The sequence below is a fragment of the Rhizobium sp. GW821-FHT14E12 genome (assembly GCF_058803745.1).
This window is the reverse complement of record NZ_JBXAPH010000025.1, coordinates 1-14917: the sequence shown is the minus strand read 5'-3', so window position 1 is coordinate 14917 and position 14917 is coordinate 1. Positions and strand designations below refer to the sequence as shown.

General features: G+C 61.9%; 14 protein-coding genes. 7 read left to right on the top strand and 7 right to left on the bottom strand.

The features are described from left to right. Positions 1–155: 155 nt before the first annotated feature. Entirely contained in the window at positions 156–764 is a 609-nt protein-coding gene (locus tag AC1RO0_RS31745) for an alpha-ketoglutarate-dependent dioxygenase AlkB family protein (RefSeq protein WP_498596491.1), read from the top strand. Between the two features lie 8 nt (positions 765–772). Here the strand turns inward: AC1RO0_RS31745 and coaA are convergent, their stop codons facing one another. From coaA to hisB, 7 genes are read right to left on the bottom strand one after another with little or no spacing between them, the layout of a single operon-like run. Next, complete coding sequence (coaA, locus tag AC1RO0_RS31740; RefSeq protein ID WP_498596490.1) at positions 773–1768, bottom strand: type I pantothenate kinase; 996 nt, start codon at positions 1766–1768, stop codon at positions 773–775. A gap of 6 nt (positions 1769–1774) precedes the next feature. Continuing rightward, positions 1775–2089, bottom strand: coding sequence for a phosphoribosyl-ATP diphosphatase (locus tag AC1RO0_RS31735; protein ID WP_174162169.1), 315 nt, complete (start codon positions 2087–2089; stop codon positions 1775–1777). A 15-nt stretch (positions 2090–2104) separates the two neighbouring features. Next, a complete protein-coding gene (gene hisF, locus AC1RO0_RS31730) occupies positions 2105–2893 on the bottom strand; it encodes an imidazole glycerol phosphate synthase subunit HisF (protein ID WP_498596489.1) in 789 nt (262 codons plus the stop codon). Then, positions 2890–3639 (bottom strand): 1-(5-phosphoribosyl)-5-[(5-phosphoribosylamino)methylideneamino]imidazole-4-carboxamide isomerase, encoded by a 750-nt coding sequence (hisA, locus tag AC1RO0_RS31725; protein WP_498596488.1) that lies wholly within the window; start codon positions 3637–3639, stop codon positions 2890–2892. Before hisA ends, hisF begins: the two co-directional genes overlap by 4 nt. A 25-nt stretch (positions 3640–3664) precedes the next feature. Next, positions 3665–4315, bottom strand: coding sequence for an imidazole glycerol phosphate synthase subunit HisH (gene hisH / locus AC1RO0_RS31720; protein ID WP_498596487.1), 651 nt, complete (start codon positions 4313–4315; stop codon positions 3665–3667). Positions 4316–4317: 2 nt separating this feature from the next. Continuing rightward, on the bottom strand, positions 4318–4800 hold the full coding sequence (locus AC1RO0_RS31715) for a DUF2628 domain-containing protein (RefSeq protein WP_498596486.1): 483 nt from the start codon (positions 4798–4800) through the stop codon (positions 4318–4320). Between the two features lie 25 nt (positions 4801–4825). Further along, complete coding sequence (gene hisB, locus AC1RO0_RS31710; protein ID WP_120702542.1) at positions 4826–5434, bottom strand: imidazoleglycerol-phosphate dehydratase HisB; 609 nt, start codon at positions 5432–5434, stop codon at positions 4826–4828. A 213-nt stretch (positions 5435–5647) separates the two neighbouring features. On the opposite strand from hisB, the gene hslV reads away from it, so the two are divergent. From hslV to AC1RO0_RS31680, 6 genes are all read left to right on the top strand, one after another. After that, positions 5648–6175: an ATP-dependent protease subunit HslV gene (gene hslV, locus AC1RO0_RS31705; RefSeq protein ID WP_183690390.1), complete on the top strand. Its 528-nt coding sequence runs from the start codon at positions 5648–5650 to the stop codon at positions 6173–6175. A gap of 44 nt (positions 6176–6219) precedes the next feature. Further along, the gene (hslU, locus tag AC1RO0_RS31700) at positions 6220–7530 is read left to right on the top strand and encodes an ATP-dependent protease ATPase subunit HslU (RefSeq protein WP_498596485.1); all 1311 of its coding nucleotides are present in this window, start codon (positions 6220–6222) and stop codon (positions 7528–7530) included. A gap of 169 nt (positions 7531–7699) precedes the next feature. Beyond that, entirely contained in the window at positions 7700–8653 is a 954-nt protein-coding gene (locus tag AC1RO0_RS31695; RefSeq protein ID WP_498596484.1) for a DUF1402 family protein, read from the top strand. A 90-nt stretch (positions 8654–8743) separates the two neighbouring features. Further along, positions 8744–10138, top strand: coding sequence for a cytochrome P450 (locus tag AC1RO0_RS31690; RefSeq protein WP_498596483.1), 1395 nt, complete (start codon positions 8744–8746; stop codon positions 10136–10138). Positions 10139–10487: 349 nt separating this feature from the next. Beyond that, complete coding sequence (locus AC1RO0_RS31685; RefSeq protein ID WP_498596482.1) at positions 10488–12491, top strand: hydantoinase/oxoprolinase N-terminal domain-containing protein; 2004 nt, start codon at positions 10488–10490, stop codon at positions 12489–12491. A 119-nt stretch (positions 12492–12610) separates the two neighbouring features. Next, positions 12611–14779: a malate synthase G gene (locus tag AC1RO0_RS31680; RefSeq protein WP_498596481.1), complete on the top strand. Its 2169-nt coding sequence runs from the start codon at positions 12611–12613 to the stop codon at positions 14777–14779. The last annotated feature ends 138 nt before the right edge of the window (positions 14780–14917 follow it).

The window sequence follows — 14917 nt, the reverse complement described above, 5'->3', positions numbered from 1 at the left end:
CCCAAAGGGCCGACGGTCTTCCATCCGCCACCGCGAGGCCAATAGTAGCACACACGGTCTGTTCTAAGTTACAAGGGTTAGGGTGAGGGGCCATGCACAAAGGCGCGGCACTGGCGCGCTTACCTGACCGGTACCGCCAATCTTGGAAAACATCGATGCTTCTCCCCAACGGAATTCGCCATCTCCCCGACTATCTCGACCGGCCCCAACAGGAAGCCCTGGTCGAAGCCATCCGCAACGTCGTCGCTGAAGCACCACTTTACACGCCGGTCATGCCCGGCACCGGCAAGGAGATGTCGGTGCGGATGACCAATTGCGGCCCGCTTGGCTGGGTGACGGATAAGCAGCATGGCTATCGCTATCAGCCAGCCCATCCCGTAACAGGCAGGCCGTGGCCGGCGATGCCACCGGAATTGTTGGAACTTTGGGCTAATATAGCCGGCTATGAAAAGTCGCCGGAAGCCTGTCTGGTCAATTTCTACAATGACGATGCTCGCATGGGCCTGCATCAGGATCGCGACGAACAGGATCTTAAGGCGCCCGTGCTGTCGATCTCGCTCGGCAACACCTGCCTCTTCCGCGTCGGCGGTCTCAACCGCAATGATCGCACGCTATCCTTCAAGCTCTCCAGCGGCGACATCGTCGTCCTTGGCGGCGAGGGCAGACTCTGCTTCCACGGCGTCGACCGCATCCATCCAGCGACATCGACGCTGCTCAAGAATGGCGGGCGGATCAATTTGACGCTGCGGCGCGTCAATCCCTGATCTAGGCGTCAGAGCTTCCTGAGTGCCACCTGTTCGATCAGATGGTTCTTGCCCTTGCGCAGGATCAGGTCGGCGCGCGGGCGCGTCGGCAGGATATTCTGGCGAAGGTTCTTCAGGTTGATGTTCTTCCACAGTCCCTCGGCAATCCCGAGCGCCTCTTCCTCGGTGATCGAGGCATAGCGGTGGAAGAAGGAGTGCGGATCGCGGAAGGCGGTCTCGCGCAGCCGCATGAAACGGGTGACATACCAATTGTGGATCAGATCTTCGTCCGCATCGATATAGATCGAGAAATCGAAGAAGTCCGAGACCATCGGCACGATCTTGCCGTCGGCCGGCAGGTGCCGCGATTGCAGCACGTTGATGCCCTCGAAGATCAGGATATCCGGCCGGTCGACGGTCTTGTATTCGTTCGGCAGCACGTCATAGACGAGGTGCGAATAGCAGGGCGCCTTGACATCCGGCTGTCCGGCCTTGATCGCCGAGAGGAAACGCAGCAACGCGGCGGTATCGTAGCTTTCCGGAAAACCCTTGCGCTGCATCAGGTTGCGGCGCTGCAATTCGGCATTCGCATAGAGAAAACCGTCGGTGGTGATCAGGTCGACCTTCGGGCTCGACGGCCAGCGGCGCAGCAGTTCCTTCAGGATACGGGCCGTGGTCGATTTGCCGACGGCGACCGAGCCGGCGATGCCGATGACGAAGGGCGTCTTGGCGACACCGTTGAGGCTGAGGAAGCGGTTGCGCTGTTCGAACAGGATCTGCGAGGATTCGACATGCGACGACAAAAGCCGCGACAGCGACAGATAGATGCGCCGGACCTCATTGAGATCGATCGGGTCGCCCATGGAGCGCAGCCGCGTGACTTCGTCGGCGGTCAGGGTCAACGGCGTATCGGCCCGGAATTTCGCCCATTCCTCCGTGGAGAAGAAATAATAGGGCGAATAGGCTTTCGCCTGAAAAATATCGAGCGTCTCGGGTGTGGTCGGGGTTTTGGTCGCTATTGTCATCGCGTTCTACCGGCTTGCCTTCTCCTGAAGGCCGGATTGAGCGGTGCGCCTTTCAAGCTCACCCATGACATTCTGCAACGGAATGCCAGCAATCTTCAATACGACCATAAGATGATAAAGCAAATCGGCCGCCTCATAGGTGAGATTGTCGCGATCGCCGGTCACGGCGGCCATCACGGCCTCGATCGCTTCCTCGCCCAGTTTCTTTGCGGCTTTCGGCTGGCCGGCGGCATAAAGCTTCGCCGTCCAGGATTCCTCCGGCGGCGCCTTGGAGCGCTCGTCGACGATCCTTTCGAGGTCGGAAAGGGTAAATCCGCTCATCCGTCGTTGTCCTCCCTAGTCGAGCCGCATGGCGATGCCATGTTCCGACATATACCGTTTTGCTTCGCCGACCGAATAGGTGCCGAAGTGGAAAATCGAGGCCGCGAGCACGGCGGTCGCATGGCCTTCCTTGATACCGGCGACGAGATCGTCGAGATCGCCGACGCCGCCCGAGGCGATAACCGGAACGCGCACGGCATCCGCGATCGCCCGCGTCAGCTCCAGATCGTAGCCGACCTTGGTGCCGTCGCGGTCCATGGAGGTGACAAGCAGTTCGCCGGCGCCGCGCTCGACCATCCTGCGGGCAAAATCGACGGCGTCGATGCCGGTCGCGTTGCGGCCGCCATGGGTATAGATCTCCCAGGCGCTCAGATTGTCGCCGCCGAGCTCTTGCATGCGCCGCCGTTTGGCGTCGATCGAGACAACGATGCATTGATTGCCGAACTTGTCGGCGGCTTCAGCGACGAAATCCGGATTGTTCACCGCCGCCGAGTTGATCGACACCTTGTCGGCGCCGCACAGTAGCAGCTTGCGGATATCGGCGATGGCGCGAACGCCGCCGCCGACCGTCACCGGCATGAAGCATTGTTCGGCCGTGCGGGCGACGACATCGAAGATCGTCTCCCTGTTGTCGGAAGAAGCGGTGATATCGAGGAAGCAGAGCTCGTCGGCGCCGGCGGCGTCATAGGCTTTGGCGGCTTCGACAGGATCACCGGCATCGACGAGATTGAGGAAATTGACGCCCTTGACGACGCGGCCGTCCTTGACGTCGAGGCAGGGGATGACGCGGGCTTTCAGGGTCATTGCGCGATCTCCTTTTCCCTGGCCGCCTTGATCAGCGCCAGGGCCTCCTGCGGATCGATACGGCCATCATAAAGCGCCCGGCCGGAAATCGCACCCTCCAGTTTGCGGGCGTCCGGTTCGACCATGCGGCGGATATCATCCATCGAGGCCAGGCCGCCGGAGGCGATGACCGGGATGGAAACGGCATCGGCCAGTTCCAGCGTTGACGCCCAGTTGATGCCGGTCAGAATCCCGTCGCGGTCGATGTCGGTATAGATGATCGCGGCGACGCCGGCGCCTTCGAATTTCTTCGCCAGCTCGATGATGCCGAGTTCGGAGGCTTCCGCCCAGCCCTCGACCGCCACCTTGCCGCCCTTGGCGTCGATGCCGACGGCGACATGGCCCGGAAACTTTTTGCAAGCCTCGATCACCAGCGCCGGATCGCGCACGGCGACGGTGCCGAGGATGACGCGGGTAAGCCCGCGCGCCAGCCAGTTCTCGATATGGTCGAGCGTGCGGATGCCGCCGCCGAGCTGCACCGGGTTCTTCGTCGCCTTGAGGATGGCGTCGACAGCCGCGCCGTTGACGGTCTCGCCGGCGAAGGCGCCGTTAAGATCGACTACATGCAGCCATTCGAAGCCCTGGTCCTCAAAGGCTTTGGCTTGATCGGCGGGGTCGGGATTATAGACGGTCGCCTGGTTCATATCGCCGAGCTTCAGGCGCACGCACTGGCCGTCTTTCAGGTCGATGGCAGGGAAAAGAATCATAGTTTCTGTCCTTGAAGCGCGAGCCTTACGGCTTCCAGCGCAGGAAATTAGCAATCAGGGCGAGGCCGAGCTTCTGGCTTTTTTCCGGGTGGAACTGCGAGCCGGCCATGTTGTCGCGGCCGACGAAAGCGGTCATCGCCCCGCCATAGCCGGTGGTGGCAATGACGTCGTCGGCATGCTCGGCGGCCAGATGGTAGGAATGCACGAAATAGGCGTGCAGCCCGTCCGACCCCGTCGGAATGCTGTCGAAGAGCGGGTGCGGGTGCCTCAGATCCAGCGTGTTCCAGCCGATCTGCGGGATTTTCAAGGTGGGATCGCTCGGCGTCATCTCCTTGACGTCGCCCTTGATCCAGCCGAACCCTTGCGTGATCGTCTTTTCCAGTCCGCGCGACGACATCAGCTGCATGCCGACGCAGATCCCGAGGAAGGGGCGGGCCTTGTGTTCGACGACATCGATGACGGCTTCCGCCATGCCGGAAACGGCGTTGAGCCCGCGGCGGCAATCGGCATAGGCGCCGACGCCCGGAAGCACGATGCGGTCGGCGGTGGCGACGCGCTCGGCATCGTCGGTGAGATCAATCTCGGCGTCGATGCCGGCCTCGCGGGCTGCGCGTTCGAAGGCTTTGGTGGCCGAGCGCAGGTTGCCCGAGCCGTAGTCGATAATCGCGACGCGCATATTCAGCGTCCTCCGTCATAGCCGAGAAGACCGAATGTCGATCCGCCGTGGCCGGAATTATTGTTTGAATAGGAGGGGATATCCCAGCCGTTCGCGCGGATATTTTCCTGCGCCTTCGGCTCGATGCCCGAGAAATGGATGTCTTCAGCCGTCGCCAGATTCTGCGCCGAAACCAGCCCTTCCGTCTTCCATCCACGACCTGCAAGAACGCGGTAGAGGGCGTTCGAGCCTTCGAGCGCCGCGAGGATGCGGACGCCGATGAAGATCGCGATGCCGGCGGCGAAAAATCCCGGCTGGCGGATCAGCTCCAGCGCGATGCCCTGCAGCAGAAAGGCGGCGGCGGCATGCAGCCACAGCCGGTGGTAAATCATCCACAGCGTCGGAAACAGAAAAGCCCACCAGGAAAAGCCGTCGCGGATGAAGCGCGTCTTGTCCTGGTTGCCGTCCGGCCCGCCGGGTGGCGTCAAAATCAGATAGCTTGCCATCTCTTCACTTCCCCCATGATGGGGCTCAGGCGAGGGTGCCCTTTGTCGAGGGTACACGGCCTGCCTGCCGCGGGTCGATCTCGGTTGCCGTGCGCAGCGCGCGGGCAACGGCCTTGAAGCATGTCTCGGCTATATGGTGATTGTTGGCGCCATAATGGTTGAGGATATGCAGCGTGATGCCGGCGTTCTGCGCCAGCGCCTGGAAAAACTCGCGCACCAGTTCGGTATCGAAGGTGCCGATCTTCGGCGCGCTGAAGGCAACGTTCCAGACGAGGAAGGGCCGGCCTGAGAGATCGACGGCGGCCTTGGTCATCGTCTCGTCCATGGCGAGATCGATCGAAGCATAGCGCGTGATGCCGCGCCGGTCGCCCAGCGCCTTGGCAATGGCCTGACCGATGGCGATGCCGGTATCTTCAACGGCATGGTGATCGTCGACATGCAGGTCGCCCTTGGTGTCGATTTCCATGTCGATCAGCGAATGTCGCGACAGCTGCTCCAGCATATGGTCGAAGAAACCGACGCCCGTCGAAATGGTCGACTTGCCGCTGCCGTCGATATTGACGGAAACGGAGACCGAGGTCTCGTTGGTCTTGCGGGAAACGCTTGCCGTGCGGCTCGCTACAGTCTCTGCCATGGGCTGCTCCATCGGGATGACGGCCGTTCCATATCAGGCACATCGGCAAATATCCAGAAGTTAAGTCTCCGATGACTTATCTAGCCGGCTTCCAAGCATCATTCCAAAATGGAAGGCATTTGCAATCGTAAAAAGCCCTCTTACATAGATCACGACGGGGCCGAAACGCGGCCCGGCAGAAAGCCCGCCAGAATGGGGGCAAACAGGTGTTACATGACGACAATTGTGACTATTCGCAAAGGTGGCAAGGTTGTGATGGCCGGTGACGGCCAGGTCAGTCTTGGCCAGACCGTAATGAAGGGCAATGCCCGCAAGGTTCGCCGCATCGGCAAGGGCGACGTGATCGCCGGTTTCGCCGGCGCGACCGCCGATGCCTTCACGCTGCTGGAGCGGCTTGAAAAGAAGCTCGAACAATATCCCGGCCAGCTGATGCGCGCGGCCGTCGAGCTCGCCAAGGACTGGCGCACGGACAAGTATCTGCGCAACCTCGAAGCCATGATGCTGGTGGCCGACAAAAGCGTAACGCTTGCCATCACCGGCAACGGCGATGTGCTTGAGCCGGAACACGGCGCGCTGGCGATCGGCTCCGGCGGCAATTATGCGCTCGCCGCCGCGCGCGCGCTGATGGATACCGACAAATCCGCCGAGGAGGTCGCCCGCCGCGCCCTCGATATCGCCGCCGACATCTGCGTCTACACCAACCATAATGTGGTGATCGAGACGCTCGATGCCGAAGCCTGAATTCCTATCTTGATCGTATCCAGCCCTGACGGGAAACACACGAAATGACCACTTTTTCCCCCCGCGAGATCGTTTCCGAACTCGACCGTTATATCGTCGGCCAGCATGAGGCCAAGCGCGCCGTGGCGATTGCGCTGCGCAACCGCTGGCGCCGCCAGCAGCTTGAGCCTGATCTGCGCGACGAAGTCATGCCCAAGAACATCCTGATGATCGGCCCGACCGGCGTCGGCAAGACGGAAATCTCCCGTCGCCTCGCCAAGCTTGCCGGTGCGCCTTTCATCAAGGTCGAAGCCACCAAGTTCACCGAAGTCGGCTATGTCGGCCGCGACGTCGAACAGATCATCCGCGATCTCGTCGAAGTCGGCATCGGCCTGGTGCGTGAAAAGAAGCGTGCCGAGGTGCAGGCCAAGGCGCATATGAGCGCTGAAGAGCGTGTGCTCGATGCCCTGGTCGGCGCGACCGCCTCGCCGGCGACGCGCGACAGCTTCCGCAAGAAGCTGCGCGACGGCCAGCTCGACGACAAGGAAATCGACATCGAAGTTGCCGACAGCGGCTCCGGCATGCCCGGCGGCTTCGAGATCCCCGGCATGCCCGGCGCCAATATCGGCGTGCTCAACCTGTCGGAAATGTTCGGCAAGGCCATGGGCGGCCGCACCAAGAAGGTCCGCACAACGGTCAAGGATTCCTACAAGGAGTTGGTGCGCGACGAATCCGACAAGCTGATCGATAATGAGGCGATCCAGCGCGAAGCCGTGCAATCCGCCGAGAATGATGGCATCGTCTTCCTCGACGAAATCGACAAGATCGCCGCCCGCGACGGCGGCATGGGCGCCGGCGTTTCGCGCGAAGGCGTGCAGCGCGACCTGCTGCCGCTGGTCGAAGGCACGACGGTCTCGACCAAGTATGGTCCGGTCAAGACCGACCATATCCTCTTCATCGCCTCCGGCGCGTTCCATGTCTCGAAGCCTTCGGATCTCCTGCCGGAATTGCAGGGCCGCCTGCCGATCCGCGTCGAGCTTCGGCCGCTGACCAAGGAGGACTTCCGCCGCATCCTGACCGAGCCGGAAGCCAGCCTCATCCGCCAGTACAAGGCGCTGATGGAGACGGAAGACCTGAAGCTCGACTTCACCGACGACGCCATCGATGCGCTCGCCGATGTCGCCGTGCATCTGAACTCCACGGTCGAGAACATCGGCGCCCGCCGTCTGCAGACGGTGATGGAGCGGGTGCTGGACGAGATTTCCTACAATGCCTCGGACCGCGCCGGCGTTTCGGTGACCATCGATGCCGCCTATGTCCGCGAGCATGTCGGCGATCTCGCCAACAATACCGACCTGTCGCGCTTCATTCTTTAGTGCGATCGATGCCGGCATTGGCATCTTGAAATATTAATCACTCGACAGCGGGCCTTTAACTTTTTAGTTAGAGGCCCGTTTCTTTGCGTGACTTGGCTTTATTCGGCCAAGATTGTCCCTCAGGCAGCCGCATGGAAGCATCGGATAAAACTTCGATAGGGCAGCCATCGTGCGACGCATACTGATCCCCTTTCTCCTGGCGCTCGTCAGCCTTTCCTGGATACCGGCCCATGCCGATGCGGCAACCATGGTGCCGCCGGGCAACCGCAATGCCGAGCAACCGGCGATCCCCGGCGCCTCGGTGCGCCGCACGCGGGGCACGAATTCGACCTTCGACCGCAAATACCAGAAGGTTCGCGAGCTGCTGGCGACAGACACCAGGCTGATGTCGAAGATCAAGTCGACGGCGCGCGCCTATGGCATCGATCCGATCCACATCATCGGCGCGTTGGTTGGCGAGCACACCTATAATGTCGATGCCTATGACGGCCTGCAGTCCTACTACGTCAAGGCTGCCTCCTATGCCGGCCAGAGCTTCCGCTTTGCCTATAGCGGCGAAAACATCGATGATTTCGTTGCTCGGCCGCAATTCGACGTCTGCAAGGCCAAAAGGGATTCCTACAGCCTCTGGACCTGCCGCGAGGATGTCTGGGACAGCGCTTTCCGGGGCAAGAAGGTCGACGGCAAATCCTTCCCCGACAATCGGTTCAGCGCCGTTTTCTTCCAGCCCTTCTATGCCGGCCAGACCTTCGGCCTTGGCCAGATCAATCCGCTGACCGCTCTGGAGCTTTCCGATCTCGTCAGCTCCACCTCGGGCATTCCGAAGCTGGATGAGAAGGATGCCAGTGGCGTCTACAAGGCGATCATGGACCCGGATCTATCGCTTGCCTTCGTCGCCGGCTCGATCCGCAAGTCGATTGACGATTACCGCTCGATCGCCGGCATGGATATATCCGGCAATCCGGGCCTTACTGCGACGCTCTACAATGTCGGCAATTCCCGCCAACGCGCCGCCGCGCTTGCCGCCAAGAATCGTGGCGTGAGCCAGCCGGTCTGGCCGGAGGAAAATTACTATGGCTGGCTGATCAATGAGAAGCTGAGCGACCTGAAGTCGCTGCTATAGACTTCGCGGTCGATGCTCACCATATCGGATCCTGATGCCGCCAAGGGCGCAGAGGGCCGAGCGGGCCGGTTTTCGAGGAGAATTGATCTCATGGATATGATCCAGGAAGCCTTTTCTCCGCCGGCCCCGATCCCGCGCACCGTGCCGCCGTCGCGGCTGACGATCATCCGCACCATTCTGCGCAATCCGCTCGAACTTTGGGGTGAACCCTCCTATACGCTGCCCTGGATCATGACGCGCTTCATTCGCGAGCGCACATTGATCGTCAACGATCCCGGCCTGATCAAGCATGTGCTGGTCGACAATGCTTCCAATTACCGCATGTCCGATATCCGCCAGCTCATACTCCGGCCGATCCTGCGCGATGGTCTGCTGACAGCGGAAGGCCCCGTCTGGAAGCGCTCTCGCAAGGCCGTCGCCCCGGTCTTCACGCCGCGCCACGCACAGGGCTTTGCCGGCCAGATGCTGAGCCAGAGCGAGGATTACGTCCGTAAATACGAGGATGTCGGCAGCAAGGGCAAGGTCTTCGATATCGCTGTCGACATGACCGAGCTCACCTTTGTCATTCTCGCCGAGACACTGTTTTCCGGCGAGATCGTCACGCAAGGCGACAGTTTCGCGGATGACGTCAACGAGTTGCTGCATCGCATGGGCCGCGTCGATCCGATGGACCTCCTGCGCGCGCCATCCTGGGTGCCGCGCGTCACCCGCATCGGCGGCCAGAAGGTGCTCGACAAGTTTCGCGGCATCGTCCGCGATACCATGAACCTGCGCCTCGACAAGATGCGCCGGGATCGCGCGTCCGCACCCGACGATTTCCTGACGCTGCTCCTGGAAAAGACCGGCCCAGATGGCCTGACCATGGAGGAGATCGAGGACAATATCCTCACCTTCATTGGCGCCGGTCACGAGACGACGGCCCGTGCGCTTGCCTGGACGCTCTATTGCGTCGCCAATAGCCCGCATATCCGCGAGGCAATGGAAGCGGAGATCGATAGCGTGCTCGCCACCGGCGCCGAGCCCGTCGCCTGGCTCGACCTGATGCCGAATGTCCGCGCCGCCTTCGAGGAGGCGATGCGGCTCTATCCGCCGGCACCCTCGATCAACCGCGCCTCCATTGCCGATGACGAATGGACGAGCCCGAGCGGCGAACGTGTCGAGATTCCGGCCGGAATCACCGTGCTGATCATGCCCTGGACGCTGCATCGCCACGCGCTTTACTGGGACAAGCCGCGCGCCTTCATGCCCGAGCGCTTCCTTCCGGAGAATCGCGGCAAGATCAACCGCTTCCAATACCTGCCCTTCGGCGCCGGCCCGCGCGTCTGCATCGGCGCCACCTTCGCCCTGCAGGAGGCCGTCATCGCCCTTGCCGTGATGATGCACCGCTTCCGCTTCGATCTCACCGACGAGACCAACCCGTGGCCGGTGCAGAAGCTGACGACGCAGCCACAAGGCGGGCTGCCGATGCGGGTGTTGAGGCGGTAGGGGAGGCCCTATCCCGCCCTCGGCGGGCGGGAAAGCAATTTCTTAGGATTAGGCGAGGGCTTGTCCCTTGTCTAATTCTTAGAAATTGCAAGGGCGGGGGTAGGCAGGGGCGCACTGCGCGTTGACAGTATTCGAGCAAAAAAAACCCCTCTCTTGCAATTTCAATGGCTTAGAAATTGCGCTGGGCTTTAAGTGTGTGGAGCTTTTCGTGTAGCAATTCCTAAACCAATGAAATTGCTTTCTCGCCCGCCAAGGGCGAGATAGGCTCCGCGCTTGCTGCTTCGCCCGTGTCTCAATCGGTGTTGCGGATATTCGTAGTCATTACCGGGTCCAGGGGTTCTATATCAGCGTGACATCTCACTTCCTGCTCGGCATCGACACGGGTGGAACCTATACCGATGCCGTTCTCTTTCATGAAACCGATGGCATCGTCGCCAAGGCGAAGTCGCTGACCACGCGGCATGATCTGGCCGTCGGCATCGCCGGTGCCGTCGATACGGTCATCGCCAAGGCCGGCGTCCCGGTTTCCGCCATCGGCCTGGTATCGCTGTCGACGACGCTTGCCACCAATGCGCTGGTCGAAGGGCAAGGCGGTCGCGCCGGGCTGGTGATGATCGGCTTCGGGCCTGATGATCTGAAGCGCGATGGTCTTGCCGAAGCGCTGGGATCCGATCCCGTGCTGTTCCTGCCTGGTGGGCATAATGTCCACGGCAATGAGAGCCCGCTCGACCTGACGGCGCTGGAAGAGGCGCTGCCGGAGCTTTCGAAGAGTGTCTCGTCCTTCGCCATCGCCGGCTATTTCGCCGTTAGGAATCCGGCCCATGAAATCCGCGTGCGTGACGCCATTCGCGAGTTGTCGCATCTGCCGGTCACCTGTAGCCACGAACTTTCCTCCAAGCTCGGCGGTCCGCGCCGGGCGCTGACGACGTTGCTGAATGCGCGCCTCGTCTCGATGATCGACCGGCTGGTCGGCGCCTGCGAAGGGTTTTTGGCTCAGCGTGGCATCGCGGCACCGATGATGGTGGTGCGCGGCGATGGCGCGCTGATCTCGGCCGCCGAGGCCAAGCTTCGCCCGATCGAGACCATCCTCTCCGGTCCGGCGGCGAGCCTTGTCGGCGCGCGTTACCTCACCGGTCTCGATGATGCCGTGGTGTCCGATATCGGCGGCACCACCACCGATGTCGCTGTCATGGAAGCAGGCCGCCCCCGGCTCGATGCCGATGGCGCCGTGGTTGGCGGTTATCGCACCATGGTCGAAGCGGTCGCGATGCGGACTTATGGGCTTGGCGGCGATTCCGAGGTGAAAATTAACGATCGCGGCCTTGTCGCCGGTTTCGAGCTTGGACCGCGCCGCCTGCTGCCCCTCAGCCTTGTCGCCCATACGCATGGTGAGATCATCATTGCGGCGCTGGAACAACAGCTGCGTGCGCCGCATCTCGGCCGCAATGCCGGCCGCTTTGCCGTGCGCACCGGCGTGCCGGATCATCTGGCAAGCGGGCTGACGTCGCTGGAGCAGGCGCTGTTTGACAAGATCGGTGCCGTGCCCCTGGCTCTCGACCAGCTTCTGACCTCGACCTCGCAGAAGGCGACGCTGGATCGGCTGGTGGCGTGCGGTCTCGTGCATCTCAGCGGCCTGACGCCGTCGGATGCCATGCATGTGCTCGGCCGGCAGAGCCAGTGGAATGCCGAAGCCGCACGGCTCGGCCTGGCACTGGCCATGCGGATGAAGGACGGTTCCGGCCGCCCGATCGCGGCATCCGTCGAGGAACTGGCGCAAAAGATCGTCGATCGCCTGACCCGGCAGTCCGCCGATGTCATTCTCGCCGCCTGCCTTGCGGAGGACGAGGTTGCCGATCTCGACCCAGCCAAGTCGATCTCGATCGACCGGGCTCTTCGTCGTGCCCCGGGCATCGCCCGTTTCGCCATCTCGCTCGATCGTCCCCTCGTGGGGCTCGGCGCTTCCGCCCCGGTTTATTACCCCGCTATCGCCGCGATGCTGGCGAGCGAGAGCGCCATCCCCGCTGATTCGGACGTGGCGAACGCCATCGGCGCCGTCGTCGGTCAGGTCCGCACCAGCGCCACCGTCTTCGTGACCATGCCCGAGGACGGCATCTATGTGCTGAACGGAGCGGGGGAGACCTTGCGGTTTACCGACGAAGAGAAGAGTTTCTCCATGGCGCGGGAGCGGGCGATCGCGGTGGCGATGGCGCAGGCGCGGCTGAATGGTGCCGTCGATCCGGTCATTGCCATGGATGAGCAGGTCGATGCCCCGGAGGTCGAGGGCAGTCGCAAGCTGGTCGAGGCCCGCTTTATCGCCACGGCCAGCGGCCGGCCGCGAATCGCCGCGGATTGATTGTTTCCAAAATTGCATAAATCTTTCGAACTATTGCCAAATTGACGGAAGGCGAAACCACCCGCAAAGTGGCACCATGTCAGAATTGAGCCGTTGAACGGCCGTGAGGAGTTGAGTGTATGAGCCGCATCGAGAAAAACGGGCTTCAGATCGAACCGGTCCTTTATGATTTCCTCGTCAAGGAAGCCTTGCCGGGCTCCGGCGTCGACGCGGATACCTTCTTTGCCGGCTTCTCGGCGATCGTCCACGATCTCGCTCCGAAGAACCGCGAACTGCTCGCCAAGCGCGACCGGATGCAGGCGGCCATAGATGATTGGTATCGCAAGAACGGCGCGCCGGTGGATCTCGCCGCCTACGAAGCCTTCCTGCGCGAGATCGGCTACATCATTCCCGAAGGCCCAGCCTTCATGGTCTCGACCGCCAATGTCGACCCCGAGATCGCCTCCATTGCCGGCCCGCAGCTCGTTGTCCCCGTCATGAATGCCCGCTATGCGTTGAACGCCGCCAATGCGCGCTGGGGCTCGCTCTATGACGCGCTCTACGGCACCGATGCCATCCCCGAGACCGATGGCGCCGAGAAGGGCAAGGGCTACAATCCGAAGCGCGGCGAGAAGGTCATCGCCTGGGTGCGCGATTTCCTTGACGCTGCTGCGCCGCTTGCCGGTGCCAGCTGGAAGGACGTCACTGGCCTTGCCGTCAAGGGCGGCGCTCTGGCGATTGCGACGAAGAGCGGCACAGTCGCGCTTGCCGACGGCAGGCATTTCGCCGGTTATCTTGGCGATGCCGCTGCCCCCTCGCATCTTCTCCTGAAGAACAACGGCATCCATATCGAGATCGTCATCGACGCTGGCACCGATATCGGCAAGGCCGATCCGGCGCATATTTCCGATGTTCGGCTGGAATCGGCAATCACCACGATCATGGATTGCGAAGATTCCATCGCCGCCGTCGATGCCGAAGACAAGGCCGAGGTCTATCGCAACTGGCTTGGCCTGATGAAGGGCGACCTGACGGAGGAAGTCGCCAAGGGCGGCAAGTCCTTCACGCGCCGTCTCAATCCCGATGTGACCTACACCGCAGCTGATGGCTCGAGCTTCGAGTTGCATTGCCGCTCGCTGATGCTGATACGCAATGTCGGTCACCTGATGACCAACCCGGCGATCCTCGACCGCGACGGCAACGAAGTACCGGAAGGCATCATGGACGCCATGGTCACCGGCCTGATCGCGCTCTACGACGTCGGCCCGAACGGTCGCCGCAAGAATTCCCGCGCCGGTTCGATGTATGTCGTCAAGCCGAAGATGCACGGGCCGGAGGAAGTCGCCTTCGCCGTCGAGATCTTCTCGCGCGTCGAAGATGTGCTCGGCATGCCGCGCAACACGATCAAGATGGGCATCATGGACGAGGAGCGCCGCACCACGGTCAACCTCAAGGAAGCCATCCGCGCCGCCAGCGAGCGCGTCGTCTTCATCAACACCGGCTTCCTCGACCGCACCGGCGACGAGATCCATACCTCGATGGAAGCCGGCCCGATGATCCGCAAGGGCGACATGAAACAGGCCGCCTGGATCGCTGCTTACGAAAACTGGAACGTCGATATTGGCCTTGAATGCGGCCTCTCCGGCCATGCGCAGATCGGCAAGGGCATGTGGGCGATGCCCGACCTGATGGCGGCGATGCTGGAGCAAAAGATCGCCCACCCTAAGGCTGGCGCCAATACCGCCTGGGTGCCGTCGCCGACAGCCGCGACGCTGCATGCCACGCATTATCACAAGGTCAATGTTGCCAATGTCCAGCAGACCCTGAAGAGCCGCGCCCGCGCCAAGCTTTCCGATATCCTCTCCGTGCCGGTCGCCTCGCGCCCGAACTGGACGCCGGAAGAAATCCAACGCGAGATCGACAATAATTGCCAGGGCATCCTCGGCTATGTCGTCCGCTGGGTCGATCAGGGCGTCGGTTGCTCCAAGGTGCCGGATATCAACAATATCGGCCTGATGGAGGATCGCGCCACGTTGCGCATCTCGGCGCAGCACATGGCCAACTGGCTGCATCATAAGGTCATCACCGAGGCGCAGATCGTCGAGACGATGAAGCGCATGGCGGCCGTGGTCGACCAGCAGAATGCCGGCGATCCGCTCTACATCGCCATGGCCGGCAATTTCGACGGCTCGGTCGCCTTCCAGGCCGCGCTTGAGCTCGTGCTCAAGGGCCGCGAACAGCCGAATGGCTATACCGAGCCGGTCCTGCATCGCCGCCGCATCGAGTTGAAGGCGAAGCTTGCGGGGTAAGCCTTCGCTTGCGACGTTTTGCGGCGAAGGGGCGGCGCTTGGCAAGATTCCCTCTCCCCGAGGGGAGAGCGACTGTCTTGTTGGTCAAGCTGATTGCCATGGTTTTTGATCCCGGATGATGGCATTGAGGATGGTAAG